The 26,280-nt window shown below is 57.2% G+C and carries 23 protein-coding genes; 15 read left to right on the top strand and 8 right to left on the bottom strand.

Translation table 11 applies throughout. The annotated features are described in order from the left end of the window. The first annotated feature begins 151 nt into the window (after positions 1-151). Together dxs and OHL19_RS13920 are read left to right on the top strand one after the other, a co-directional pair. Positions 152-2,053 carry a 1-deoxy-D-xylulose-5-phosphate synthase gene (dxs, locus tag OHL19_RS13925; protein WP_263358303.1) on the top strand — a complete coding sequence of 634 codons (1,902 nt, stop codon included), beginning with the start codon at positions 152-154 and terminating at the stop codon, positions 2,051-2,053. A 211-nt stretch (positions 2,054-2,264) separates the two neighbouring features. Continuing rightward, positions 2,265-3,764, top strand: coding sequence for an amidohydrolase family protein (locus tag OHL19_RS13920; protein WP_263358302.1), 1,500 nt, complete (start codon positions 2,265-2,267; stop codon positions 3,762-3,764). Positions 3,765-3,770: 6 nt separating this feature from the next. On the opposite strand, the gene gltX is transcribed toward OHL19_RS13920, so the two are convergent. The 3 genes from gltX to ispD form a co-directional block, all read right to left on the bottom strand. After that, positions 3,771-5,252 (bottom strand): glutamate--tRNA ligase, encoded by a 1,482-nt coding sequence (gltX, locus tag OHL19_RS13915; RefSeq protein WP_263358301.1) that lies wholly within the window; start codon positions 5,250-5,252, stop codon positions 3,771-3,773. A gap of 180 nt (positions 5,253-5,432) precedes the next feature. Beyond that, a complete protein-coding gene (ispF, locus tag OHL19_RS13910; RefSeq protein WP_263358300.1) occupies positions 5,433-6,050 on the bottom strand; it encodes a 2-C-methyl-D-erythritol 2,4-cyclodiphosphate synthase in 618 nt (205 codons plus the stop codon). A 61-nt stretch (positions 6,051-6,111) separates the two neighbouring features. After that, positions 6,112-6,840 carry a 2-C-methyl-D-erythritol 4-phosphate cytidylyltransferase gene (ispD, locus tag OHL19_RS13905; RefSeq protein WP_263358385.1) on the bottom strand — a complete coding sequence of 243 codons (729 nt, stop codon included), beginning with the start codon at positions 6,838-6,840 and terminating at the stop codon, positions 6,112-6,114. 69 nt (positions 6,841-6,909) lie between these two features. Here ispD and tilS point away from each other — a divergent pair, with 69 nt between their 5' ends. Then, positions 6,910-8,241, top strand: a complete 1,332-nt coding sequence (gene tilS / locus OHL19_RS13900; protein WP_263358299.1) for a tRNA lysidine(34) synthetase TilS — start codon at positions 6,910-6,912, stop codon at positions 8,239-8,241. Between the two features lie 397 nt (positions 8,242-8,638). Continuing rightward, entirely contained in the window at positions 8,639-10,573 is a 1,935-nt protein-coding gene (gene ftsH / locus OHL19_RS13895) for an ATP-dependent zinc metalloprotease FtsH (protein WP_263358298.1), read from the top strand. A 95-nt stretch (positions 10,574-10,668) separates the two neighbouring features. Here ftsH and OHL19_RS13890 read toward each other — a convergent pair whose 3' ends face one another. Further along, a complete protein-coding gene (locus tag OHL19_RS13890; protein ID WP_263358297.1) occupies positions 10,669-11,088 on the bottom strand; it encodes an EamA family transporter in 420 nt (139 codons plus the stop codon). A 62-nt stretch (positions 11,089-11,150) separates the two neighbouring features. Between OHL19_RS13890 and OHL19_RS13885 the strand changes: the two genes are divergently transcribed. From OHL19_RS13885 to holA, 3 genes are all read left to right on the top strand, one after another. Beyond that, complete coding sequence (locus OHL19_RS13885) at positions 11,151-11,993, top strand: class I SAM-dependent methyltransferase (RefSeq protein WP_263358296.1); 843 nt, start codon at positions 11,151-11,153, stop codon at positions 11,991-11,993. Positions 11,994-12,010: 17 nt separating this feature from the next. After that, the gene (gene lptE / locus OHL19_RS13880; protein ID WP_263358295.1) at positions 12,011-12,535 is read left to right on the top strand and encodes an LPS assembly lipoprotein LptE; all 525 of its coding nucleotides are present in this window, start codon (positions 12,011-12,013) and stop codon (positions 12,533-12,535) included. Between the two features lie 139 nt (positions 12,536-12,674). Beyond that, positions 12,675-13,841, top strand: a complete 1,167-nt coding sequence (gene holA, locus OHL19_RS13875; protein WP_263358294.1) for a DNA polymerase III subunit delta — start codon at positions 12,675-12,677, stop codon at positions 13,839-13,841. Between the two features lie 14 nt (positions 13,842-13,855). Here holA and OHL19_RS13870 read toward each other — a convergent pair whose 3' ends face one another. Then, positions 13,856-14,629, bottom strand: coding sequence for a hypothetical protein (locus tag OHL19_RS13870; RefSeq protein WP_263358293.1), 774 nt, complete (start codon positions 14,627-14,629; stop codon positions 13,856-13,858). Positions 14,630-14,713: 84 nt separating this feature from the next. Further along, entirely contained in the window at positions 14,714-15,682 is a 969-nt protein-coding gene (locus OHL19_RS13865) for a DMT family transporter (protein WP_263358292.1), read from the bottom strand. Between the two features lie 54 nt (positions 15,683-15,736). Between OHL19_RS13865 and OHL19_RS13860 the strand changes: the two genes are divergently transcribed. The 7 genes from OHL19_RS13860 to OHL19_RS13830 all read left to right on the top strand — a co-directional run bounded on the left by OHL19_RS13860 (position 15,737) and on the right by OHL19_RS13830 (position 22,398). Beyond that, entirely contained in the window at positions 15,737-17,101 is a 1,365-nt protein-coding gene (locus OHL19_RS13860) for a hypothetical protein (RefSeq protein ID WP_263358291.1), read from the top strand. A gap of 89 nt (positions 17,102-17,190) precedes the next feature. Next, on the top strand, positions 17,191-17,931 hold the full coding sequence (locus OHL19_RS13855; RefSeq protein WP_263358290.1) for a Stp1/IreP family PP2C-type Ser/Thr phosphatase: 741 nt from the start codon (positions 17,191-17,193) through the stop codon (positions 17,929-17,931). A 129-nt stretch (positions 17,932-18,060) separates the two neighbouring features. Then, positions 18,061-19,305, top strand: a complete 1,245-nt coding sequence (locus tag OHL19_RS13850; RefSeq protein ID WP_263358289.1) for an energy transducer TonB — start codon at positions 18,061-18,063, stop codon at positions 19,303-19,305. A 35-nt stretch (positions 19,306-19,340) separates the two neighbouring features. Then, positions 19,341-19,697, top strand: coding sequence for a hypothetical protein (locus tag OHL19_RS13845; RefSeq protein WP_263358288.1), 357 nt, complete (start codon positions 19,341-19,343; stop codon positions 19,695-19,697). A gap of 62 nt (positions 19,698-19,759) precedes the next feature. After that, positions 19,760-20,611 (top strand): 3-hydroxybutyryl-CoA dehydrogenase, encoded by an 852-nt coding sequence (locus OHL19_RS13840; protein ID WP_263358287.1) that lies wholly within the window; start codon positions 19,760-19,762, stop codon positions 20,609-20,611. A 102-nt stretch (positions 20,612-20,713) separates the two neighbouring features. After that, positions 20,714-21,787, top strand: a complete 1,074-nt coding sequence (locus OHL19_RS13835; RefSeq protein ID WP_263358286.1) for an MBL fold metallo-hydrolase — start codon at positions 20,714-20,716, stop codon at positions 21,785-21,787. Between the two features lie 191 nt (positions 21,788-21,978). Next, positions 21,979-22,398: a hypothetical protein gene (locus OHL19_RS13830; protein ID WP_263358285.1), complete on the top strand. Its 420-nt coding sequence runs from the start codon at positions 21,979-21,981 to the stop codon at positions 22,396-22,398. A gap of 96 nt (positions 22,399-22,494) precedes the next feature. On the opposite strand, the gene OHL19_RS13825 is transcribed toward OHL19_RS13830, so the two are convergent. Together OHL19_RS13825 and OHL19_RS13820 are read right to left on the bottom strand one after the other, a co-directional pair. Beyond that, positions 22,495-23,412 (bottom strand): dihydroorotate dehydrogenase, encoded by a 918-nt coding sequence (locus OHL19_RS13825; protein WP_263358284.1) that lies wholly within the window; start codon positions 23,410-23,412, stop codon positions 22,495-22,497. 57 nt (positions 23,413-23,469) lie between these two features. Continuing rightward, entirely contained in the window at positions 23,470-24,075 is a 606-nt protein-coding gene (locus tag OHL19_RS13820) for an LbetaH domain-containing protein (protein WP_263358283.1), read from the bottom strand. A gap of 176 nt (positions 24,076-24,251) precedes the next feature. Here OHL19_RS13820 and OHL19_RS13815 point away from each other — a divergent pair, with 176 nt between their 5' ends. Next, positions 24,252-26,213 carry a peptidylprolyl isomerase gene (locus OHL19_RS13815; RefSeq protein WP_263358282.1) on the top strand — a complete coding sequence of 654 codons (1,962 nt, stop codon included), beginning with the start codon at positions 24,252-24,254 and terminating at the stop codon, positions 26,211-26,213. Positions 26,214-26,280: the final 67 nt, after the last annotated feature.

Here is a 26,280-nt window from a genome sequence, read left to right as displayed (position 1 = left end):
TTGTTATACTTGCTGAGGCCGATTCTGGTCTTTGTCGCAGACAATGGTCGGTGCGACTTTACCTCCGGTCTTTGCTGCCTATCCACCATCGGAAGGCAGAACGTAGAAGCCCCTGGTCGAAGCCGCGAATCCTCCTGGGGAAGGAAATGGAATGGCAACGTTGCTCGATACAATCCAATCGGCGCGCGACATCAGGCGCCTCTCGTATGCTCAACTAGAGCAACTTGCCGTCGAAATCCGCGAGTTCCTGATTCAGAAGCTCTCCCGCACAGGTGGTCACCTCGGCCCCAATCTCGGCGTTGTCGAGCTATCGATGGCTCTGCATTACGTCTTCAACACCCCTGAAGACAAAATCACCATGGATGTAAGCCACCAGTCCTACATTCATAAGATTCTCACCGGTCGCCGAGCACAGTTCGATACCATCCGACAACCAGGCGGCCTGAACGGCTTCATGCTGCGTACCGAGAGCGAGCATGACGCCTACGGAGCAGGCCACGCAGGCACCGCACTCTCCGCAGCACTCGGCATGGCAGTAGCGCGCGACCTATCCGGCGGCAAGAATCATGTAATCGCTCTCGCCGGCGATGCAGCTTTCACCAACGGTATCTCCTACGAAGCGCTCAACAACATCGCCGAACAAACCAAGCGCCTCATCATCGTCCTCAATGACAATGAGTGGTCGATCGATCGCAACGTCGGAGCCATCGCCGGCTACTTCCACCGCATCGTCACCAACGAGCGCTACAAGCATCTGCACGATTCCGCGTCCAGGTTGCTCGAACGCTTCGGCGGCAAGACCGTCGCCCATGTAGCGCGTAAAGCCGAAGAAGCAGCCAAAGGCATCCTCTGGCCCTCCATGTTCTTCGAAGAGTTCGGCCTCAAGTATTACGGTCCCATCGACGGCCACAATCTACCGCTGCTCATCGAGACCTTCAAGTTCCTCAAGACTGAGGACAGACCAGTCCTTCTCCATGTCCTCACGCAAAAAGGCAAAGGCTTCCAACCCGCACTCGACGGACAGAAGAAGTTCCATGGCCTCGGACCCTACGATCCAGAAACCGGCGAGACCAAGCAAGCCGGTCAGGTCACCTACTCCGAAGTCTTCGCCAACACACTCGTGCAGCTCGCCGACGAAGATGAAAAAATAGTGGCCATTACCGCAGCCATGCCCAACGGCACCGCGCTCGATCTTTTCCGTCCGCATCACCCCAAGCGCTACTTCGACGTAGGCATCGCCGAGGAGCACGCAGTCGTCTTTGCCGCCGGAATGGCCACGCAGGGATTCAAGCCAGTCTGCGCCATCTACTCGACTTTCCTGCAGCGTGCCTTCGATCCCATCGTCCATGATGTCTGCCTGCAAAAGCTCCCCGTCCTCTTCTGCATGGACCGTGCAGGTCTCTCCGGAGACGATGGCCCCACGCATCACGGTCTCTTCGACATCAGCTATCTCCGCGGTATCCCCGACATCGTCCTCATGGCTCCCAAAGATGAAGATGAACTCGCAGACATGATGCTCACCGCGCTCCAGATTCCCGGTCCCAGCGCCATCCGTTATCCACGCGGCGTTGTCACCGGAGTAGAACGAAAGCCACATCCAGTAGCACTTCCCATCGGCAAAGCAGAAGTCCTTTCCGACAGCCCGAACATCGGTGCGGATGTAGCCATCTTCGGCCTTGGCCCCATGATCGCTCTGGCCGAGGATCTTGCCAGACGTCTCGATGAAGAAGGATTCTCGTCCGCCGTCATCAATCCCCGCTTCGTCAAGCCTCTCGACCTTGATCTGATTGAGTACTACGCCCGGCGCGTCACCGCCTTCGTCACCTTTGAAGATCACGTCAAGATGGGTGGCTTCGGCTCAGCTATCCTCGAAGCCCTCAGCCAACTTGGACTGAGTGTTCCAGTCGTCAGCATCGGCTGGCCAGACCACTTCATTGAGCACGGCAAAGTGGATCAGCTACGCGAGCGTTACGGCCTCACCGCGCAGGCTGCGTTGGCCGCACTCCAGCCATATCTCGCCTCTTTGCGACATCGCACAAGAATTGCCATCTGAGATATTTCTTCCAGCCAGCATGCTCCTCCATGCATACGCTTTGTACGGCAAAATCCCCGCTCGTCTATAGAATTGTCTGGTGTCTGACAGCTGCGCTTGTACAAAAGGGAACTGCCAGTTCAGCATTCCACCCGTTGTATAGAGACTGGCATTCGTCGTCCGTTCATGCTGTAAACACATCTTCGTGCAACAATATGAGGATTAAAGCCCCATGTCATTCATGACGCGAACATTGCTGCGAATATCGTCTGTCTGCGTCGGGGTCCTCACCCTGGCTTTTGACTGCGGCGCCGCGTCCCCTCAAGTACAGCTCCCAAAACCAAATTCAACACCACCGCTGGTTCTGGCTGGCGGCACGGTAATCGATGTCACCGAGTGGGGCCACTCGGCCAATGATCTTCAGGATGCCGTTATCTACATCCGCGACGGCCGCATCACCGCCGTCGGCCCACGAAGTGCACTTCCCATCCCCAAGGGATCGCGAGTCATCGATTGCACCGGCAAATTTCTTATTCCCGGCCTGATCGATGGTTTCGCAGGCATGAGCAGCCAGGGCGAAGCCAGCGCCAATCTCTACATGGGTGTAACCACTGTCGTCGCCAGCTCCGATGAACGCCGTGGCCACATAGACCAGCACGCCAGCCCAACTCCCCATCTTTATCTCCTCGATAGCATAGGCTCCACCGATGACTGGAGCCTGCTGATCAATCGTCCAGCCTGGGCCACCAAGCTCAAAGACATCAATGGACGCTCCGTCGAACTCAACCCCGACGACACCGCGCATCAGCTCGCAGACACCGCCAAACTCGGGACTCGCGTCCTCTGGCTGGGCCACAACCTCACGGCAGCCAACACGCAATGGATCATCGAGCACGCCCATCAACTCGGCCTCATCACCTACGGCGAGTTCGTTTCGACTCCCTACAGAGTAGGTATCCAGGCAGGCGTTGACGCGCTACTCCACATGAGCCGCTACGAGTTGGGCGTCATCCCGGACGAACTTCAGCAGCCCCTTGTGGACGATCCTGAAGGCTCCGCCAGCCGCACCGCCTATGGATACTCCGAGCGGCTTCCGCCGACCGACTTTCACCTGCACGACTACGCAAGATTTCTCGCTGGCCATCGCACCGCATTGATGCCGACCTTCAGCATCTACTACCTGCGCCTACCCAATCACCGCAACCTCTGGAAGGAACCAGCAGCACAACTTCTCGATCCCACCATCCCCGAGTCTGCAACCGATCCCAGAGTAGATCCCGAGACCGGCGAGCTGATCTATCCTCTGGCCACGTGGACACGGCATCTGCCCACTTCAACACAACGCTGGATGGAAGACGGCATGCGCCGCAAAGCAGACCAACAGGCGGACAGATTGTGGGCAATCAATCAGACTATATTTGCGGCCTATCCCCACTATCTCGCAGCCAGCGGAACACCGGCAATGGGCACGATGGCCGGTATCTCCATGCACACAGAGCTGGAGCTGATGGTGCGCCTCGGTCTATCTCCTCGAGAGGCTCTCGCCGCAGCGACAAATAACTACGCGGACCAATTCAACTGGCATGAATTAGGCCAGATTGCTCCCGGCAGACGCGCTGATATTCTCGTTCTCGACGGCGACCCCACTACCAACATCTGGAACGCCCGCCGCATCAGCACCCTGCTGGTTGATGGCAACGAAATCGATCGCGAATCACTGCTTAAGAAATAGCAGGCATCACTTCTTCTGAGAAGCCAGCTTCTTCTGCGTCTCACCAAAGCGCCGGACCCGATCAAGCGTACGCGCCTTACCAAACACAATCAGACTCTCAAGCAGTGGAGTGCTCATCGTGCTGCCTGTCACAATTGCGCGCAGCAGCATGAAGTTTTCCTTGACCGACCACAGCTTTTCTTCGCCCAACTTTTTCAGCGCAGCTTCGAGTGCCTCAACTGTCCAGTCAGTGGCCTCAAGCACCGCAAGCTGATCCGCAGCGAACGGGAGAGTTTCCTCCAGCGTGCGCTTCTTCGGAACAAACACCTCAGGCGTCGGAAGAATGTTGTCTGCAAAGAAAAAGTTTGTCAGGTCGCCAAACTGCCCCAGCGTCTCAACACGAGTCTGTATCAACGGCGCAATCTCAGAGAGATAAGCATCGGAGAGCACCGTAGAGCGAAGCACCGCGTAAAAGTCAGCAGGAGCGAGTGCACGGATATATTCGCCGTTCAACCACTTGAGTTTGGTGAGATCAAACACCGGCCCGCCCAGCCGGATATTCTTCACATCGAAGTGCTGCTCCATCTCTGCCAGCGTGAATTTTTCTGTCCCGCCATTGATGTCGTTTGGCATTCCACCGCCCAGAAGTCCCAGGAAGTTCAGCACAGCCTCGGGTAGAAAACCAGCCTGCCGATAGTAGACCAGCGAGACAGGATTCTTGCGCTTCGAAATCTTCGACTTGTCCTGATTGCGCAGCAGCGGCATATGCCAGAAGCGTGGCGCAGGCCAGCCAAAAGCCTGGTACAGCAGAACATGTTTGGGAGTAGAAGAAATCCACTCCTCCGCACGTATCACATCCGTGATGCGCATGAGATGGTCATCGACAACATTCGCCAGATGGTAAGTAGGGAACCCATCCGACTTCAACAGCACCTGGTCATCGACATTGGTGTGCTCGAAAGTGATATCGCCGCGCAGCTCATCCTTGAACGTGGTCGATCCTTCAAGGGGCACCTTCATGCGAATGACAAAAGGCTTTCCAGCCGCAAGATTTTCCTCGATCTGCTCAGCAGATAGATTGCGGCATGTGCCCGAGTAGCGCGGTGGCAGCTTGGCTGCAATCTGTTGCTTGCGAGCGGCTTCGAGTTCATCGGCCGTGCAGAAGCACCGATACGCGCTGCCGTTTGCCATTAGCAGATCGGCGTGTTCACGATAGATCTCCGTGCGCTCCGACTGACGATAAGGCCCGTAGGGACCACCCACGTCCGGACCTTCATCCCACGTAAGCCCGCACCAATGCAGTGCATCGAAGATCATCTGCTCGCTCGTGGCTACAAAGCGTGCGCGGTCCGTGTCCTCGATGCGAAGAACGAACTTGCCCCCACGCTGTCGTGCATAGACGTAGTTGATCAGGCCAATGTATGCGGTTCCAACATGCGGGTCGCCGGTAGGCGAAGGAGCAACGCGAACACGAATAGTCGGCGCAGAAGAAGAATCAAGTTCAGGCATTGTCAACGTATCTTTCTAACCAGTTCGCCAGAGTTCAATCTCACGGCAAAGCCGATGCGGGGGAAGATGGTCACGCGTCAAGTGTCGCCGAAACCATCCTCCAGTTCGTAAAAGCGAAGACATACAGCATCCCGATGTTCACTCACAGAACAACGATCATCAGGACCAGTATCACCAGATCTAGGTGATGTCTTCCGTATCAAACGCCGGCACAATCTCCCTGCGCTTGGGTACGCCATGCACCTGTGTCAGCAGGTCTTCGACAACATCTTCCAACTCACGCTGGCTCTGAATGACCGCCGACATGCTCTTCAGATCCTCAGGATCGCGCACCCGTTCCAGCAGCACCACGGCATGAGCCTGCGCCACATGATCCAATCCAAGTCCCTCAGGAGTCTTGGCCTTGATGCTTACCTGGTCCAGATCGACATTGAGCAATTCAGCAACACGCACCCGCATCTCCCCGGCAATCGGAGAAATCTTCGGAGCCGCCAGCACCAGTGTCGTATCCACATTCACAATGCCGTACCCGGCATGCTGAATCTCTTCCAGGGCCAGGTTCAAAAAGATAGCGGAATCCGCATCCTTCCAGCGCGGATCGCCCGGCGGAAAAAAGCTTCCAATATCTCCAGCCGCCACCGCTCCCAGCAGTGCATCGGTAATTGCATGCAACAGCACATCGCCATCCGAATGGCCAGCCAACCCAGAGTCATGTTCCAGAGTCATCCCGCCAATGCGCAGAGGAACGCCCGGTTTAAACGCATGCGAATCCCAACCAAATCCAATTCGTGTATCCATAATGTTCGTGCCTGTTCCTTATCCATCCTGAATGAAGAATAGAAGTTTTGAATGATCCCGCTTAAACCCGATTACGATCCCGGTCTCTTTGTCGCAAATAGAACTCCGCGAGTTCAATGTCCCCAGGTTGTGTGATCTTAAGATTAACCTGTGAGCCGGGAACCACCGCCACCGGGTGCCCCATTCGCTCTACCACCGAGGCCTCATCGGTTCCCACAAATCCGTCCGCCGTCGCTTCCGCAAACGCCTTGTGCAGCACTCCGCAGCGAAATCCCTGGGGAGTCTGCGCCAGCACCACAAATTCTCGCGGAATCGTCGAAGTCACCAGCGCCCCATGCGCCGTACGCTCCACCTGCTTCACCGTATCAATCGCAGGTAGCCCCACAATCGCTGCGCCAAACTCCACCACCGCGTCAATCGTTCGTTCGATGGTCGCCGTATCGATCAAAGGCCGCACCGCGTCATGAACGAGCACAATATCCTCGTTGCCGCTCTTCAGCGCAGCCAGGGCATTCGCCACCGATCCCTGGCGATTATCTCCGCCTTCGACCACATGCACCCGTCCGGCAAAACCATAGGCATCCGCATATTCGGCCACCTGCGCTCGAACACGCTCCACCTCATTGCCGCGGACTGCAACGTAGATCGCCGTCACCCTCGGTACAGACGCAAAGGCGCGAAGAGAATGAATGAGGATTGGCAGCCCATTCAGTTCCAGAAATTGTTTTGGCAACGCCGCAGCCATGCGCGTGCCCAGACCAGCAGCGGGAAGGATCGCAAAAACCTGCATAACCAGTGGAGTATACCCTGTTACACCGTTCTGTCCCACCATTCGGTCTCACCGTTCTAACATCAAGGAGTGATCGCTACGCATCTTCCTCTCAGCACATCCTTCCTCAAGCCCGGCCTGCGGCTGGCCATCGGACTCTCCGGCGGCGCCGATTCCGTAGCCCTTACCCGTGCACTCGCCGCCCGTGCTGATGAACTGGGCATCGTCCTTCACGCCGCCCATCTGCATCACGGCCTCCGCGGCGCTGCAGCCGATGCCGATCGGCAATTCGCCTCGGACCTCGCCCAATCCCTCGGCCTCATCTTTCATTCCGCTCAGGTTGATACCGCCAGCGAAGCGGAAGAGCATAAGGAATCCATAGAAGAAGCAGCCCGCCGCCTGCGCTACACTTGGTTCCGCCAACTCATGGCCCATGGCCACGTGGATGCTGTAGCCACTGCCCACACCCTCGACGATCAGGCAGAGACCGTTTTAGGGAAATTCCTTCGCGGTGCCTGGACCGAAGGCCTCTCCGGCATCCATCCCATCGTCGTATTCCCTGAGGGCAGGATTCTCCGCCCGCTCCTCGCTGCCACGCGTCCTCAAATCGAGGCGTATCTTCATGAACTGGGTCAGGGCTGGCGCGAAGATGCCTCCAACAGCGACCCGGCCTACACCCGCAACCGCCTCCGCCACCAGTTGCTTCCGGAACTTGAGCAATGGAACCCCCAGATTCGGAAACATCTCTCCAACATGGCCGAGCTATCCCGCGATGAAGAAGCCTGGTGGCAATCCGAACTAGCCCGCCTCGCTCCCCAGCTCATCCTCACCGGGCGTCCCGTCCGCGGCGGTGGTCGTGCCTCCGCGAATGAAGACGCCCTCGCTCTGGACATAGTCCGCGTCAGCGCGCTGCCTCCCGCCCTGCAACGCCGCCTGCTTCGCCATGCCGCCGCTACCCTCGGAGTATCGCTCAGTTTCGACGCAACCGAGACCCTGCGCCTGCTCGCCACCCAGGGCCGCGCAGGCCAGCAACTGGCACTCCCCGGCCCGCTCACCGTCGAACGCACTCCCCGTGAACTCCGCCTCTCGCGTAACCAGCCTAAAATCCACTCATCGGAAGCGCCAGCCGCCTGCCCGCTTCCTGTGCCTGGCGAGGCCACCGCCTTTGGCCTGCGTTTTCAGGCCACCGCCACTGCCCCGGTTTCCCCCGCAATCATCCGCAATTGGAAGCCTGGTGACCGAGTAACCCTGCGCTACTCCAGCGGTCCACGCAAGGTAAAAGAAGTACTTGAACGCCTCAAAGTCACCGGAACCGACAGGGAACACTGGCCTGTCGTCGAATGGCAAGGCCTCATCGTCTGGATGCAGGGCGCAGAACTCCAGCCCATCCAGGAATTGACCATTTCCGCGCAGAAGGAATAAATTGCCGTTTCGGTTCCCGTTCACTAGCCAACGTTTGGCTGGCTGTGCAACCGGAAGCGTCAGCTACATTGAATTAGCTACCCGGATTGGCCCCTGGCCAGCAGGAAAGAAGACCGTCGCATCCTAACCGAAATATAAGCTGGCATTGGACTTATAGGGCAAATCGATTTTTTGAGATCTACCGGATATCTTCAATTCGCTCACTTGTGCCATGCGAGAGCGGCCCTCTTAGGAGTACAATCAACGGACTGTGTAGTCACTCCAGATCCAGTTGTTCAGCGCAATCAAATCAGTGCAATCTTATCTGATACTTTGCAGCCGGATATGGAGTCTAATCGGGTAAGTAGGCGGCTTCGGAGCCCTAAACAGTTCCTCCCCCGCCCCAAAAGGAGTCCTGGTGAACTCGACCGTTAAGACAATCATGTTCTGGGCTTTCATCGTTATCTGCCTTGTCCTGCTCTTTGGAGTAGTGCAGCGCGGCGCCGGAATGGGTGGAAAAGAGCAGGAAATTCCTTTCTCCTCGTTCCTTGAAAAAGTCCAGCAGAACCAGGTGAACGACGTTACCATGCAAGGTATCGAAGTCCATGGTCATTTGAAATCCGAAGGTAAGGATGCTCCTCAATTCCATACCACGGTCCCTTCAAACTACCCGGACATGATCACCCAGATGACCAATGCCAAGGTTCAGGTCACAGTGAAGAATGCCGAAGGCAATCTCCTCTGGCCGATCTTGATGAACATTGGACCTCTCGTGCTGATCCTCGGAATCTGGTTCTTCATCATGCGGCAGATGCAGTCCGGCGGCAATAAAGCCATGTCCTTCGGCAAGAGCCGCGCCCGCTTGCTTTCCATGCAGCAGAAGAAAGTTACGTTCAAGGACGTAGCTGGCGTTGACGAAGCCAAGGAAGAGCTCAAGGAAATCATCGAGTATCTGCGTGAGCCCCAGCGCTTCCAAAAGCTCGGCGGACGCATCCCCAAGGGCGTTTTGCTCGTCGGACCTCCGGGTACCGGTAAAACTCTGCTCGCCCGCGCAGTAGCTGGAGAAGCGAACGTACCGTTCTTCTCCATCTCCGGTTCGGACTTTGTTGAAATGTTTGTCGGCGTCGGTGCAAGCCGCGTCCGCGACCTCTTCGAACAGGGCAAGAAGAACGCACCCTGCATCATCTTCATCGACGAAATCGACGCAGTTGGCCGCCATCGTGGCGCTGGCCTCGGCGGTGGACACGATGAACGTGAGCAGACCCTGAATCAACTCCTCGTCGAGATGGATGGATTCGAGTCCAACGACGGCGTGATCCTGGTCGCTGCAACTAATCGTCCCGACGTTCTCGATCCGGCACTGCTTCGCCCCGGTCGTTTTGACCGCCGCGTTGTAGTCGGTTTGCCTGACGTTCGCGGTCGCGAAGAAGTGCTCCGGGTCCACGTCAAAAAGGTTCCCGTCGCCGAAGATGTCAACCTCAACGTTCTGGCTCGTGGAACACCGGGTTTCAGCGGTGCCGATCTGGCCAACATGGTCAATGAAGCAGCCCTGAATGCAGCCCGCGTCAACCGCAAGCAGGTCACCATGTATGACATGGAACTGGCCAAGGACAAAGTCCTCATGGGTGCCGAGCGCAAGTCCATGCTCCTCACGGATGAAGACAAAAAAGTCACCGCGTATCACGAAGCCGGTCACGCACTGGTCTCCGTACTGCGCGATCACACCGATCCTATTCACAAGGTCAGCATCATTCCTCGCGGTATGGCGCTGGGCGTCACGGTCTATTTGCCCGGCGATCGCCACAACTACACCCGCGAGTACCTTGAAACCCGTCTGGCCACAGCCTACGGCGGACGCGTTGCTGAGGAAATCTTCCTTAAGCAAATGTCCACCGGTGCAGGCAGCGACATCGAGAGCGCAACCGATCTCGCCCGCCGCATGGTCTGCGAGTACGGCATGAGCCGCCTCGGTCCTCTGACCTACGGCAAGAAGGAAGAGCAGATCTTCCTCGGTCGCGAAATCGCGCAGCACCGTGACTTCTCCGAGGAAACGGCACGTCAGATCGACCAGGAAGTTCGCCGCCTGATCGATGAGGCCTACCAGTCTGCTTACACGCTCGTTGATACCAACAAGGACGCGATGCATCGCATCGCCAACGCCTTGCTGGAGCGGGAAACCATCGATGCGGAAGAAGTTCGTCTCCTCATTGAAGGCAAGGAACTGCCGGAAATTCGCTCATCCCTCGCATCGCCCAGCGATCAGGGTGGTGGCGGCGGAATCCAGCAGATTCTCAAACCCGAAGGCGGTCGCGGCAACTCCGGCTTCCCCGAAGGCTCACCCTCACCGGCATAACTCAGCTTCTGGCTGCAAGCTTCAAGCTGAAATTCAAAAGCCCTGCATCTTCAATGAAGATATAGGGCTTTTTCACGTAAGTATGAGCCTCTCGCTCAAGCCAGCACCATAACTACGGCCCCACCGGCAATCATCAACCCACCCACCATGGCCCAGGGCGACAACTTTTCCCCCAGAAAAATCACGGCAAACAGCATCACCAGCACCACGCTCAGCTTATCCAGCGGAGCTACGCGCGAAGCCGGCCCAAGCTGCAACGCCCGAAAGTAGCAAAGCCAGGAAAGCCCCGTCCCCAGCCCCGAAAGCGCCAGAAACAGCCACGCTCTTCCATCCACTTGCCGCAGTTCATTATGTTTCCCCAGCCCCAGCGCAATCGCCCAGGCAAAGACTACAACCACCGTCGTGCGAATTGCCGTAGCCAGGTTGGAATCAATATGCGCCACTCCAACCTTGGCCAGAATCGCCGTAGCCGCCGCAAACAACGCCGAGAGTAAAGCCCACCCAATCCAGTTCATCCTTCCATGCTACGTCTGTTGAGGCTACGTCCGCTTGGGCCTCCCGCATTAAACTAGTCATCATGAAGCCGGGCCGCATCAGCATGACAGCCAGGGGAGTAGCCAGTCGCCGGGCCGCACACCAGGTCCTTGACGACTCACCCAAAGTCCTCGACGACCCCATCGCGGTTCCCATCCTGGGTCCCGAATTCTTCGCCGACCCCGTCCGCCACGCCGATCCCAGATCGCGCGCCTTTCGCGCCTTCATGGTCGCTCGCAGCCGCTATGCAGAGGACAACCTGGCATCCGCAGTAGCCGCTGGTGTATCTCAGTACGTAGTTCTAGGCGCTGGCCTCGACACCTTCGCCTATCGCAATCCCTTTCCCACACTCCGCGTCTTTGAAGTGGACGTGCCTGCCATGCAGCAATGGAAGCGCGGTATGCTCCAGTCCGCAACCATCGCCGAGCCGGCCAATCTCACATTTATTCCCCTCGACTTCGAGCACCAGACACTCATGTCCGGCCTCACCGAAGCAGGCTTCGATGCTCAGGCACCGGCCTTCTTCACCTGGCTTGGCGTCATCCCCTATCTGACGCTTCCCGCCTTCCGTTCCACACTCGACGTCGTCGCCAATCTTCCAACCCATAGCGGAATCACCTTCGACTACTCCCTCTCTCACGACGAACTCAGCCCCCGATTGCAATCCGCGGCAAAATCCCTGGCCGCCCGAGTCGCTGCTGCCGGAGAGCCTTTCCAACTCTTCTTCCGCTCATTACAGATGGACAACGAACTCACCTCAGCAGGCTTCCAGCGCATCGAGCAACTCGACACCATAGACCTCAATGTCCGCTACTTTGCCAACCGCAGCGACGGCCTGGAGTTACCCGCCGAGGGACTGGGCAAACTCGCAACCGCCTGGGTTTGAGTACACTGATAAAAGTCATGCGCAGGTTTGCTCTTTTTCTCGCGATAGCCTCGTCCGTCCTCTGCCTGAACGGTTGTGGCTACCACACCGTCGGCTCCGCCACACACCTGCCCGCAGGCACCAGGAGCCTGTCGATTCCGGTTTTTGCAACCAAAACTACTGCGTATCGAACAGAGACCGTGATGACTACCGCCGTCGTCCGCGAATTCGCAACGCGCACCCGTCTACGCGTCACGCCTGACGAAACATCCGACTCCGATCTCGTTCTGCATGGTACCATCCTCAGCCAGACCGTGGTCCCGCTCACCTATAACTCGCAGACCCAGCAGTCTTCAAGCTTCCTCATCACCATCGCCTGCTCAGTCGTACTCAACGATCGCGAAGGAAAAATCCTCTACAAGAACGACAAGTACGTCTTTCGCCAGCAGTATCAATCCACCACGGATCTGCCCACTTTCCTTGAAGAAAGCCCTGCGGCCATCGAACGTCTCTCCCGCGACTTCGCTAAATCCCTTGTCGCCGACGTCCTCGAAGGCTTCTGATCACAGAAAATGCAGCAAAATCAGGGCACTCCGACGTAACCAATACAATTCCGCCCACGTTTTCCACCGCCTCCACAGGCCGCCCGAAGGGTATCCTTGAAGCAATGGGCATGGAACACAGCGTCGGCGAGCCGCAAGCATGAGCACTCAGCGCTCCGGCGTGGGCTTTGCCGCGACAGATCGTTTCGTTGCCGAGGTCGCAGCCGCTACCGCCAATCCTGCAGCTCTCAAACCTGGCTACGTTCTTGTCGGCGATGAAATCTTTCTCTACGAACGCTGCCGCCGGGCCGTCCTTCAGGCTTTCGTGCCCGAGGAGCTCCGCGACTTCTGCCTCTCAGAGATGGACCTGGCCCAGAACTCCATCTTTGAAATCCTGGACCGCGCCCGCACGCCATCCCTGATGGCTCCATTTCAAGTTGTCTTTGTCCGAAATCTAAAACAGCTCTACACCCGCGGCGCGAAAAAAGACGAGTTCGCCGAGATAGATCGCTACTTCCGTTCGCCCAATCCCCAGGCGCTCATCCTCTTCATCGCCGATCATCTCCGCATTCCCGCCGATCCACGCCGCATGGACATGGACGACAAAAACAAGTTCGAGCGTCTCCGCGAAACTCTCGGCGACCACTGCAGCATCGTCGAACTGGCCCGTGTCGATGACACCGACGCCATGCGCTGGGTCGCTTCCACCGCGCAGGAGCAGGCGACCAGGATGGATCCCGACGCGGCAAGGGAACTGGTCGACGCTCTCGGCTCCGACATGATGCTCATCGCCTCAGAACTCGAAAAACTCTTGCTCTACACCTACGGCCGCGGGCGCATCACTCTTGGCGATGTGGAGACAATGGTTCTCAGCGCCAAGCAGCGATCCTTGTATGAACTCACCGACGCCATCAGCTCCAAAGACCGGCCACGCGCTCTGGCCCTTCTGCACGGTCTGCTCAACAGCTCTGAAGCAGGCGAAGAAGCCGCCATCGGCCATCTCTACATGCTCGCCCGTACCTTCCGGCAGATGCTCGTCATCCTGGAGAAAAATGTGCGCGACTCTCGCGCCATCTGGCAGGCACTCTGGCAGGGTTTCCGCATGCCCCCATTCGCAGCCGACGATCTTATTCGCCAGGCTCGCCGCTACAAGAGCCGCCGCGATCTCACTCGAGCACTGCGCCTGATTGCCCGCGCCGATCTCGAATTACGTTCATCCCCACCCGACAAGCGTCTCGTCTTGGAACGTCTGATCTACGACCTCGCCAGCGAACCACGCCCCTATGCGCCCGCCTACGCCTCTCCGCAACTAACCTTCGAAGGCTAGAGTGATCGCAGTTATCATTTGCGAGCGGGAAGCTGTAAATCGTGGATCGATTCTACGTCGACTGTAGGTAGCTGGGTCTTCCGGGCGAGGATCGCGGCCAACGAGACTTGGATGCCTTTTGCCGAATCGTCCCAATTGGCTTGCGACCAGCGGTGGCCATCTGCGAAATCGAGAACATAAGCAGGCCTGCTTATGAATTTTCCGTGCTTATCGAATGCCCCACTTACCAAAGTGATATTGCGAATATCTTGATAAGAATGAAAGGTCTGTTTCGCAAAGGCATATCCGAATTCGTGAATACCGTCGTCACCGAAGGTTGTGTGCATATTTAGAGCAAGGCTGGTGAATATGCCTATAGGAAAGACAAGCAGGAGCGCAAATCCGCGAAGGACTTTGCGCGCATCGTAATAGACAATGCCTCCGCGCGATTTCTTGGGTTGTCGGCTATCCCAGTCGCTGTAAAGTTCAACGACACGTTGACCGACAAACAGCGCCCAGATCTGGAGAGTTATCTCAAAACACAGGCTCAATGCCCCGAAGCCAGGAAAGAACCACAAAATCACAGATTGATAAGGAACACGGTATCCTGCGATACCGTCAGAGTTCACGAGCCAATTGCTGATTGCTGCCAAAATCGCATGCGCGATAAAGAAGAACGCAAGTCCAGACGGAATACAGCAAAGGTTGACGATAGTTTGCTGCGCTGCAAATTGAGCCTCAAAATCCTCAATCTGATCCTCTGTCAGGCCTGAGTCGGACTCAATTTCCGAACGATGCTGGTGGGACAAAGTCGTTATTCCTTTTGGTAAACAATTGTAAGCAGGAAAAATCGATCTTAAATTAAGAGTTGAATGCCGATACGGGACTCGTCTTTACTCCAATATCACTTCCGGCTCCATCTTCTGCCCTCGCGCCGTAAGCGTCACCGCCGCAGCCAGAATCAGTCCACCGCCCACCCACGCAAACGGCCCCAGCGTATCTCCTAGTAACTCCACTCCCAGCAGAGAGCCAAGGGCCGGTTCGATATTTAGAAATACCCCCGCCCGCGATGCCGGCACATGGTGAATTCCCCAGTTCCAAAGCAGCGTAGTCGTCGCCGTACATAGCACTCCACTTGCAGCCAACGCCAGCCACGCCGTCCTGCTCACATGCATCACCGGCGGAGGCCCATCCACCGTCACCACCCAGGCAGCCAGCATCGCCGTCCCCGAGAGAATTCCGTAAGCCGTCACAGTCAGCGGGCTGTGAACCTCCATCAGATGCTTATTGAGCAAAATCCATCCCAACGCAATCGTCAGCGAAAGCACCACCAACAGATCGCCCGCCAGCGTTGGACCTGAACCCGCCGCCGAAGCCGGATGTCCACCCATCACGATCAGGGCCGCTCCAACCGTCGATCCCGCCAGCGCGATCCATCCAATACGATCAAGCCGTTCCCCCGACCAGATCGTCGCCCCCAAAGCCAGCAACACCGGCATCGTCCCCACCATCAGCGATGCATGACTGACCGTAGTCCTGGCCAACCCGGCAAACTGCAGCAGAAACTGAATCGGAATCCCCAGCGCCGCAGCAATCAGCAACGTCCGCCATTCCCGCGCTGACCACTTCGGGCCAGTTGGGTGTAGCGCACTCACCAGCAACACCGGCAGCATGCCCAGGCTGGCAAACAAAAACCGGTACAGCACCATATGCCCCACGCTCATCTCTCGTAGCGCAAGCTTGCCAAAGTAAAATCCTGTTCCCCACAGGCATCCGGCCATCGCACAAGACCCATAGCCCAGCCAGGTCAATCGCCTTGTCTGCCCTCCGGTCATCCGCCCGGTCTTTTGAACATTTGTCATTCCTTCCAATGTCGCACACGCGCGACCGGCCCGAATCAGCGACAATAGTGAGCGATGAAAAAGTGGTTTTTCAGTGCCGTGTTCGTTGGAGGAATCAGCCTCATTCCGAGGGCAGCTTTCGCTCAGCAACTGGACCTCATCGCGCCCGACCCGTCGACGCATAAAAGTCACAAAGTAGCGGATAAGCCTGCACTCAAGCCGGACATAAGCATTGCAACAGCTCCACTCGGCTTCGGTCCGCCCGCGCCCTTTTACATCAGCATGCGCATCGCACAACTATCGCTCGATTTTCTCGATGAAGATACCCTGCTCTTCACCTTCCACGTCCCCGGCCTCGTCGTGCGCGAACGTCCCATCCCGTCCCCCAGCCCGTCATCCAGTTCCGACACGCACAGTCAGTCCGACACACAAGACGCGCAACAGGATCAGCCCCTCTGGAATGAACGCCACATCCGAGCTGTCGTTCTCTCCCTGCCCGATGGCCGCGTCACCGCCGAGGCTCTGTGGACAGTCCACGACCGTGCTCGCTACCTCTGGATGCTCAAGGACCGGCATTTCCTTCTGCGCGATAAAAACACTGTCCACCGCGGCGATGCAGCTCTGCGCCTCGATCCGTTTCTCCGTTTTCCCGGCCCGGTCAACGACATCGAGCTGGACCCCGCACAGCATCTCCTCGTCGCCAACACCTCGGAAGCCCCAGCTCCCGAGGCCAGCACCGAAGCCAGGCCGGATAAAGGAATCTTCCCCGCAACAGCATCCGCCAACGTCACCTTGGAAGAACATCACGATACCGCTACATCCCAAAGCCTGCTGCGCATTCTCAGCATGGATTCCCGCAGCGTCATGCTCTTCAGCCGCGTCTCCGGCACGATCCACCTGCCCCTCGATGGCGAGGGGTACTACGAAGCACTCCGCGGAAACGGCCGCTATTGGACCATCGTTCGCCAGAACCTGGGTGGCTCCACCGTTCCTCTTACCGAGGTCGAGTCCATCTGCTCGCCGACACTCGATGCTGTCGCTCCCGATGTCGTTCTCATCTCAGCCTGTCTCGATGGTGGCGTTCGAAGGCTCTCCGTCGTCTCCAAAGACAAGGCGTTGCCCTGGGATCAGACCCTGCCACCGACCTGGGTCTGGCCCACTCTGGCCAACGCGCCCGGCGCCCGGCGCATCGCTCGCGCCACTCTGGATGTCACCCACCCCATCGGCCCCAGCAATCCGCTCGATTACGATGACATCCGTGGCCAGATCGTTCAGGTCTACGATCTCGCCACCGGCAATCTAAAACTCACAGTGCCCGCCAATCCGGCACTTGATGGAGGCGGCAACTTCGCCCTGTCCCCCTCGGGCAATCGCCTGGCCGTTCTGAATGCCGGAGCCATCCAGATCTACAATCTGACGCCGGCCCCGGCAATGCCGTAGCCCAAATTACAGCTTCCTGTGTCTATGGACCGCATCGCCACCCCGTCCATTGACATATCGTTGTAAACTAGTTGCCGGGGAGATGGGCTTTGGCTACCGCTGTCGTGCGCTATACCGCCGCCGCTATTACGGATCGTGGCCGCAAACGCGCCTCCAATGAAGATGCCTTCGGATACTCCGTCGAGCATGGAATCTATGTCGTCTGTGACGGCATGGGGGGAGCTGCAGCTGGTGAAATCGCCAGCTCCCTCGCCGTCGACGAAGTCCTGCGCCTGGTCACCGAACGCCGCGCAGCCGAGTCCGGCATCCTCCCTCATATCGCCACCGAAGCCGTCGATGCAGCCAATGAAGCCATTCACTCCCGCGCCCAGCGCAACCTCCGCCTCAGCGGCATGGGTACCACCCTCGTCGGCTTTCTCGCTGAAGAACGCCAGGCCTGGATTCTCAACATCGGCGACAGCCGCTGCTATCGCCTGCGCGGTCAGCGGATACAGCAATGTACCCAGGATCACTCGCTCGTTGAAGAACAGATTCGTCTCGGCCGCATGACCCGCGCCGAAGCAGCCCGCTCCCCGCTGCGCAACGTCATCACCCGCGCACTTGGAACGCAGGGCAGCGTCACCCCGGATGTAATCGAAATCGAAACCGACCCCGGCGACATCTTCCTGCTTTGCTCCGATGGCCTGACCCGCGAACTCTCCGACGAAAAGATCGAGGCCTTGTTGAACACCCCCGCCACCCTCGACGAAATCTGCACCCAACTCGTCCAGGCCGCCAACAAAGCCGGCGGTCACGACAACATCACCTGCCTGATCATCCGCGTCGACTAAATTTCTAGTCCAATACGCTAAAATTCGTAGAAATCATATACCTGATTGTTCGGGAGTTTAGTGCGAATGAAAGCATCGCAGATGATTTGCGTTTTTCTCCTAAGTTCTGCTTGGATAACTACTACATTTGTGGCCGCTGAAGACATGTCCGGCATCGCCAATAAAGCGGTGGGTAAAAGTACTCTGGATCAACCGGGAACGCATCCATTTCACTTGAAAGCCACGTATGCGCCAAGCCTCGAACGCGACAAGGCTTCAAATCGCACTGGAGAAATCGAAATATGGTGGCAGTCACCGACTAAGTGGCGCCGAGAAGTTCGATCGCCTGAATTCCATCAGATTGCAATCGTGGATGGACAGAAAGAGTGGCAGAAAAACGACGGCAACTACTTTCCTGAATGGCTGAGGGAGCTATCCGAAGCCATGATTCGCCCTGTTCCGATACCTGCGGACGCTTTATCAAAGCGCATAAAGACTGCCGAAGTACACCATGTATTCACTCAGACCAATATTGAATGGCAGGCCATAAGCACTCCTTTGTCTACGCCTCCGAATGAACAGATTGACGGCAAAGGGTACTTGGCTCTCAGCGATAAGACAGGCCTCCTGCTATATACCGGTGGGCCCGGATTCAATGGTCTTTATCATGACTTCAAAGATTTCCACGGTCGCATGATCGCTTATACAGTGGCAGCAGGCTACGTTGAGGTCACGGCAAAAATCTCTGTGCTCGAAGATTTGGCAGCTACACCTGAGGATTACTTTAACGCGACTGCACCTGGAGGCGATGGAGAGCCGATCCAAACCGTCGTACTTGACGAGTCGAACCTCCGCAAGAACCTGTTACCCGGCAAATCGTTCGATTGGCCCGCGCTACAGGATGGCCCACTGGAAGGCGTTGTCTGGACTGAGGTCGTAGTAGATAGGACCGGTACGATTCGCGAGATGATCCCGCCCATAGCAGATAATCCGGGTGTCAAGGAGGCAGCCGAGCAGACCTTTCGCTCCATGCAGTTCAGCCCAATCCTCCGCGATGGGATTCCTGTACAAGCTATGGGCCGATTATCCCTTCGATTCAAAACGGTTCGTCCTTCAGGCATTGAAAATTTCGATAGTGCTCACAACTACTTCGAACGAGGGCGCAAAGTAAGCTGCCTCGGCTCCGGCTCAAGCGAGCCGTACCTGTTGCGAGCAGAATTTCAGATAGCTACGAAGTCCGGCATCCAGACCGGTCGATATGAAGACACCTGGATTAGCGCAACAAAGTGGAAGAGAGAGGCCTGGTTTGGTTCAAGTCACCTGGTGCGTACAGAAGAAGGGGACAAATATTACGTAATTTCCGAAGGCCCCGAAATCAATCTTCTCGCTTGGTAATGATGATGGTTGAACCAATCCCCGCAGCCGATACCATGACGGAATCCGACTGGCGAATCCGCCGTGACATTTTGGATGGAGAGAAAACTGTCCGTGTTTTTCGCGGTCCGGAAGGTCCGGATGGTCAACTGGAACCAGGGAAGTCACAAGGATATTGGTTCGATGACAGCGGCCATCTCATCAAGACCTATACTCTGGGCTATGAAATTCGTCCACAGGAGGCTAAAGGCTATGCAGGCGTTCAAATGCCAAGACGTATTGATTTGATCAAGGATGGCAAGGTTGGCGCTCGGTTTCTGGTTAAGGAGATTGGGCCAGCCACAGTGTCGCCAAAAGAGTTCTCTTTGAATGGGCATGAATGGCAACGGGCGTTTACCGCAGAAGTTCGCTAAGCAGAAGTTTGCTAGTCTTCGATGTATACGCCGAATCCTCGTAATTAACGGTGAACTAACGAATGCCAACCATCCAAACCATCGCAGTAATCGGAGCAGGCACCATGGGCAGCGGCATCGCCCACCTCTTCGCCCGCTCCGGCTTCAACGTCCTTCTCTGCGACGTCCAGCAAAGCTTCCTCGATCAATCCCTGACTCGCATCCGCACCAACCTGGGGAGGGAAGCAGCCAAAGGCAAGCTGCCCTCCGATCAGGTCGAGCCATCCATCGCGCGCATCACCCTCACCACCGACCGCAACACCCTGGCCTCCGCCCAATTCGCAGTAGAGGCAGCCAGCGAGCGCTTCGACATCAAGAGCGAAATCTTCCGCTCCCTCGACACCATCCTGCCCCACGGCGCAATCCTCGCCACCAATACCAGCTCCATCTCCATCACCAAACTTGCCGCGCTCACCAACCGCCCCGCGCAGGTTATCGGCATGCACTTCTTCAATCCCGTGCCCGTCATGACGCTCGTCGAAATCATCCGCGGCCTCCAAACCGACCAGGCCACCTACGACGCCGTTCGCGATCTTTCAATAGAACTCGGCAAAACTCCCGTTGAGGTCAACGATTCCCCCGGCTTCGTCTCCAATCGAGTCCTCATGCCGCTTATCAACGAAGCGGCCTTCACCGTCATGGAAGGCGTAGCCACCGCCGAAGCTGTCGATCAAGTCTTCCAACTTGGCATGGCTCACCCCATGGGTCCGCTCACCCTCGCCGACTTCATCGGCCTCGACGTCTGCGTCGATATCCTACGCGTCCTCCACGAAGGTCTCGGCGACCCCAAATATCGTCCATGCCCACTCCTCATCCGCATGGTGGACGCAGGATGGCTGGGCCGCAAATCAGGTCGAGGCTTTTACTCCTATTAGCGTCCCCGTTTGAGTGCCGCGTTTTTGCACCCGTTACTAGTTAGGAAATATCCCCTCGATTCCAACCCCATCTTCCACATCGATTGGGGCTATTCTTGAAAGATGGTCCGTTTCACCGTCCTCGCCTCCGGTTCCAAGGGAAACAGCTCCATCGTTTCCTGCCTCTCGGCGACCGGCGGCCAGACGCGCATCCTCGTGGATGCAGGCCTGAGCTGCCGCGAACTCTTCCGCCGCATGAAGCAGGTCGGCGAAGATCCCTCCACGCTCGATGCCATCCTCATCACCCACGAGCATCAGGACCACATCAACGGCCTCGCCGTCACCGCCCGTAAACTCGGCATCCCGGTTTATTTCACTGAAGCAACACATCGCGCCTGGGTCCGTCAGGTCACCCCGCGCAAACGCATCACCTACGCCGAGTGGGCCCAGCAGTACCGCGAAGCCAAAGACCGCCAGCAGGCCGAGCAGGAAGCTATCGCTTCCCACAAGGAGTCCTCAGAATTAGAGGAACTCGCTGCCGAAGCCGCGGCCGATACCATCCGCTGCAACTTCGCACCCGACCCGGCAGACGAGCGCGATCCTGAATCCGAACCGGAACCAGAGTTCGCAGCCGACCAGGCATCGGCCCCAGTAGCATCTGACCCAGCAACAGAACCGGCAAAAGACCCAGCCCGGCTACCATCCGTCGAATACTTCCGTCCCGGCGAATCCTTCGCCATCGGCGACATTGCCGTCAGCCCCTTCACTATCCCACACGACGCCGCCGATCCCGTTGGATTCGTCTTCACCGCCGAAGGCACACGTCTCGCCGTCGCCACCGACCTCGGCTACATGCCCCCCAATGTGCAGGCCCAGCTTCGCCGCTGCGATCTCATCATGCTGGAGTCGAATCACGATCTCGAAATGCTCCGCGACGGCCCATATCCCTGGTCCGTCAAGCAGCGCGTTCTCTCCCGCGTCGGCCATCTCTCCAACGATGCCGCCGCCAGCTTTCTCGAAGAGATTTACGACGGCTCCGCGACCTATCTCATCCTTGCCCATCTCTCCGAAAGCAACAATCATCCGGAGCTCGCAAGAATCGCCGCCGAACGGGCATTGACCTGCAAACCCAGCCTGCTCGCCAACCGATTGTTCCTTGCCAGTCAACATGAACCCATGGCTCCGGTATGTTTTTGATCCCACGTATGTAACGCGCTTCGGTTACAATGAAGTAACATGCGCCGCTTCGGGAAGTGGTGAATGTTGAATCAGCACCACATCTTTGGCGTATATCTTCATCCCATTTAATTCTGAAGCTAAACAAGAGAAAAGCGAGTCTAAACACTATGGCGAGAACCCAATGCACGGATCGAATAGTTGGGGCCATTTTGAGTAGTTGGCGCTATGACATTTCCGGTATCTCTCCGGAGATGCGCAAAGATTACGAATATCACCTCGCCGAATGCGCCCACTGCCGTGCTCGGCAGAAGTTTCATCGCACCTTGGATGCCTCACTGGCCGTTCTGACTGCGCTGTCGATTATATCGTTTCTCTTCGCTCTGGCCGTCCTGCAACGCGTCAAGCTGATGGAGCATGTAGCCTTCAAAATCCTCCATCTCGAACCAGTTTCTGTTTACCAGATGCTCGTCTCCGCAGCCTTCGCCGGACTAGGCTTCTCTTTGATCGCTTTCATCCTGGTGCTGGCCACCACTCCCGCCTCTGCCTACCTGGGCGGCATGGCAATGGAACGCGCACGAGGCTTAGAAGCCCGCTTGCCTGAATCCATCCGCAGCCTGCGACCGCGGTAAAAATTTAGACAGAAAAACTCAGATTTGATCCTTGGTTTTTCAGTCTGTCGTTCCCGCAGGGAATCTGCTGTTGCCTCAATCGAATATCTACCTGTTCTACCCCTGCCACGGAATAGTCATCCCCCCCGTAAGCGAAGCCACCCGCTCCACGTGGTGGCTCTTACACCAGCTCTCCAACCCTTTAACCAACCGCTCCACCGCGCGCGGATCGGCATAACTAGCCGTCCCCACCTGCACCGCCGTAGCCCCAGCCAGTAGAAACTCCACCGCATCCTCTGCAGTAACAATCCCGCCCATTCCCAGCACCGGAATCGAAACTGCCTTTGCCGTTTCGTAGACCATCCGCAGCGCAATCGGCTTGATTGCCGGTCCCGACAGCCCCGCCGTTACATTGCGAATCATCGGCTGCCGCGTCTCCGCATCGATCGCCATCGCCATAAAAGTATTCACCAGCGAAATCGCATCCGCCCCCGCCAGCGCCGCAATCCGCGCCATCTGCGTCACAGAAGTAACATTCGGCGACAGCTTCACAATCAAAGGCCGCGTAGCCGCAGTTTTTGCCTTGGCCACCAGAAATTCCAGCGCCCCCGGATCAGCCCCAAACGTCATGCCGCCCTCATGCACATTCGGGCAGGAGACGTTCAGCTCATAGGCCGCAATCCCCGCAGCATCGTTCAGCCGCTCGATCACCGCAACATAGTCCTCAACCTTGTAGCCGAAGACATTCACAATCACCTGCGCCTTGGGATACCGCTTCAGTTCCGGCAGCTTCTTCTCCACAAAGTCCGCAACGCCGATATTCTGCAGCCCAATCGCATTCAACATCCCCGATGCCGTCTGCACAATCCGCGGGGCCTGGTTACCCGCCATCGGCTCGCGCGAAAGCCCCTTGGTCACAAACGCGCCAATCCTTTCGAGCCCGACAATTTCCTCGAACTCGATCCCATAGCCAAAGGTTCCGCTCGCGGCTATCACCGGATTCGCCAGCTCCAGACCGGCAAATCGCACTGTCATATCAGGCTTCAAAGGCAGCCGCTTTCTTACTTCGTGATCTGACCTAATTATAGTTGCCTATATTTTCTGAATCACCCGCTCCTTGATCGGCCTGCAAGGGCTCCCCGTGCAAACCATCCACGGCGGCATCGAACGCGTCACCAGCGACCGCGCTCCAATCACTGCTCCCTCGCCAATCGTCACCCCCGGCGAAAGCATGCATCCCGTAGCTACCCACGACTGCGACTCAATCCGTATCGGCTTTGAAACCAGTGGAAAGTGCGGATGCGTATGGTCATGCGTCGACGTGCAGACATAGCTATGCTGCGAAACAATGACATGATCCCCAATTACCACCGGCGCGAAATTGTAAATTTCTGTGTCGAACCCAATCGCCGAGCACTCGCCCATGATCAGATTCCACGGCACCCAGACCTTGACGCCCCGGCCTATATTGCAGGATGGTCCAATCTTCGCCCCAAACAACCGTAATAACGCGATCCTCAATGGACTCAACGCCTTAGGCGTATGCAAAAAAAACGGCAGTTGAAACAGTGACCACAGTGCCCGCAAAATTTTCACTTTCAGCGGAGTACCGCTGGGCACCTTGTACAAGTTGATGCGTAGCGGGCCCTCGCCCGACGAGCCAATTGCATCAACCTTTTGCTCTACCTCTAAACCCAAGCTGCCCTCCATGGGAACTTCATCTCTAATCCCTGATCTCTATTCCCTGTTACATGCCTTGCCTCGTCTATAATCGCAGAGAACAAAGAATTTCTGTAGGAGAAGTTCGCCTCCGGCAGGGCCAGTCACCGCCCACAAGTCCGCAAGCGCCCATCCGTAAAGGTCGTCATTCGCACATGATTCGTTTCCTGCAAAGTAAAGACAACCGCTTCGTTAAAGCCGTGTTCATCGTCATCATCGGCGCAGCCGTCATCACGATGGTCATCACTCTCATTCCAGGCATCTTCCAGAACGAAGCCACCACCGGCGACACCTACGCCACGGTCTACCCGCACTGGTACAGCCGCTTTACCTTTACCGGCGAACAGGTCACCATGACCCGCGTACAGGAAGTGGCCCAGCAGCAGCTTCAACGTCAGAAACTGCCCGACTTCGCCCTGCCCTACATGGTGCAGCGCGTCGGCCAGCAACTCATCCTGCAAAAGCTCCTGCTCGCGGAAGCCTCCAAGCTCGGCGTTGAAGCCAATGACGAAGATGTGCGTAACTTCCTGCACAGCGGTCAGTACGGCCAACTGCTTTTCCCCAATGGCCAGTTCATCGGCGAGGACAAGTACAAGCAGTTCATCTCTTCTCAGTTCCAGCTCAGCACCGCAGACTTCGAAAAGGAACTTCGCGAAGGCATCACCATCAACCGCCTGCGCTCGTTCATCACCTCCGGCGTCACTGTCAACGACAGCGAGATTCGCGACCAGTACCGCAAGCAGAACATCAAGATCAAGTTCGACTACGCGGTCATCTCCGCCGACGATCTGCGCAAGCAGATCAACCCCAGCGACAGCGATCTGCAGGCCTTCTTCACCAAGAACGCGGCCCGCTACGCCAACGCTGTTCCAGAAGAGCGCAAACTTAGCTACTTCGCCTTCAACGCGAACCAGATTCCCGGCGGCATTCCGCAAATCTCCCCACAGGAGATTCAGACATACTACAACGCTCACCAGGCTGAATATCAGCAGCCTGAGCAGGCTCGTTCGCGGCACATCCTCATCAAGTTTCCCGGCGGAGCAGCCAAGACCGACGCAGAAGCCAAGGCCAAGGCCGACGCAATCCTGAAGCAGATTCAGGGCGGCGCTAACTTCGCCGATCTCGCCAAGAAAGAGTCGGAAGACACCGGCAGCGGCGCCCAGGGCGGGGAACTCGGCTTTGCCCGTCACGGCACGATGGTTCCTGAATTTGACTCAGCTATCTTCTCGCAGAAAATCGGCGATACCCAGATCGTAAAGAGCCAGTTCGGCTACCACATCATCCAGGTTGAAGAACGCCAGACCGCGCACACCCAGGCTCTTGCCGAGGTTACCCCTGCCATTCAGGTCACCCTCCTTCGTCAGAAGGAAGCCCAGGCCGAACAGAACTATGCGCAGGCACTTGCCACGGAAGCAGCCCACAACGGCCTCGCCAAAACTGCCGCCGCACATCATCTTGAATTGGTCGATACCCCCTCCGTTTCCGCCCAGGGAGTGATCGCCGGTCTTCCCGATGGTTCCCAGGTGATCGCCAAGGCCTTTACCTCCAAGCAGGGCAGCGAACCGCAGTTCGCGCAGACGGGCGAGGGCTACGCCATCTTCCAGGTCACCGGAATCACCCCACCTCACGCGCCTGTTTTCGCTGACTCCAAAGCCCAGATCGCCAAGGACTACGCAGACGAACGTCTTCCCATGCTCCTCGAACAGAAGACCAAGGACCTCGCCGCCAAGGCCAAGGCCTCAGGTGATCTGGCCAAGGCCGCGAAAGAAGCTGGCGCAACCATCAAGACCAGCGATCTCGTAGGCGATGCTGGCCAGGTTCCCGACTTCGGTCAGGTTGGCTCCGTAGCTCCCGATCTCTTCAACCTTCCTGTCGGCGGTATCAGCGGCCCAATCAACGCCCAGCGCACCGGCGTTGTCGCCAAGATCCTCGACAAGCAGGAACCCTCAGCGGACGAAATCACCAAGAACCTCGATCAAACCCGCGACCAGTTCCTCGATCAAAAACGGGAAGAAGTCTTCGGCATCTTCGTAAGCACCACCGAAGATCGCTTCAAGAAAGCCAAGCTGATCCAGATCAACGCGAAAGTGGCCAAGTCCCCCGACCAGGGCTTGTAAAACTTTTCCGGATCAGACAACAATCTATGGGATAACCACTCTTCCCATAGAAATTCATCCGACAAGG

It is taken from the genome of Acidicapsa ligni, from assembly GCF_025685655.1.
GTDB lineage: Bacteria > Acidobacteriota > Terriglobia > Terriglobales > Acidobacteriaceae > Acidicapsa > Acidicapsa ligni.
This window is presented reverse-complemented; position numbering and strand designations above follow the sequence as displayed.

Bases quoted from the DNA above. Each gene is read 5' to 3' on its own strand.
- holA (WP_263358294.1), top strand. From the start codon at position 12,675: ATGAGCACTCAGCGCTCCGGCGTGGGCTTTGCCGCGACAGATCGTTTC.
- OHL19_RS13815 (WP_263358282.1), top strand. From the start codon at position 24,252: ATGATTCGTTTCCTGCAAAGTAAAGACAACCGCTTCGTTAAAGCCGTG.
- OHL19_RS13835 (WP_263358286.1), top strand. From the start codon at position 20,714: ATGGTCCGTTTCACCGTCCTCGCCTCCGGTTCCAAGGGAAACAGCTCC.
- OHL19_RS13890 (WP_263358297.1), bottom strand. From the start codon at position 11,088: ATGAACTGGATTGGGTGGGCTTTACTCTCGGCGTTGTTTGCGGCGGCT.
- lptE (WP_263358295.1), top strand. From the start codon at position 12,011: ATGCGCAGGTTTGCTCTTTTTCTCGCGATAGCCTCGTCCGTCCTCTGC.
- OHL19_RS13840 (WP_263358287.1), top strand. From the start codon at position 19,760: ATGCCAACCATCCAAACCATCGCAGTAATCGGAGCAGGCACCATGGGC.
- OHL19_RS13845 (WP_263358288.1), top strand. From the start codon at position 19,341: ATGACGGAATCCGACTGGCGAATCCGCCGTGACATTTTGGATGGAGAG.
- ispF (WP_263358300.1), bottom strand. From the start codon at position 6,050: ATGGATACACGAATTGGATTTGGTTGGGATTCGCATGCGTTTAAACCG.
- OHL19_RS13865 (WP_263358292.1), bottom strand. From the start codon at position 15,682: ATGACAAATGTTCAAAAGACCGGGCGGATGACCGGAGGGCAGACAAGG.
- OHL19_RS13825 (WP_263358284.1), bottom strand. From the start codon at position 23,412: ATGACAGTGCGATTTGCCGGTCTGGAGCTGGCGAATCCGGTGATAGCC.
- OHL19_RS13885 (WP_263358296.1), top strand. From the start codon at position 11,151: ATGAAGCCGGGCCGCATCAGCATGACAGCCAGGGGAGTAGCCAGTCGC.
- ispD (WP_263358385.1), bottom strand. From the start codon at position 6,840: ATGCAGGTTTTTGCGATCCTTCCCGCTGCTGGTCTGGGCACGCGCATG.
- dxs (WP_263358303.1), top strand. From the start codon at position 152: ATGGCAACGTTGCTCGATACAATCCAATCGGCGCGCGACATCAGGCGC.
- OHL19_RS13920 (WP_263358302.1), top strand. From the start codon at position 2,265: ATGTCATTCATGACGCGAACATTGCTGCGAATATCGTCTGTCTGCGTC.
- OHL19_RS13860 (WP_263358291.1), top strand. From the start codon at position 15,737: ATGAAAAAGTGGTTTTTCAGTGCCGTGTTCGTTGGAGGAATCAGCCTC.
- gltX (WP_263358301.1), bottom strand. From the start codon at position 5,252: ATGCCTGAACTTGATTCTTCTTCTGCGCCGACTATTCGTGTTCGCGTT.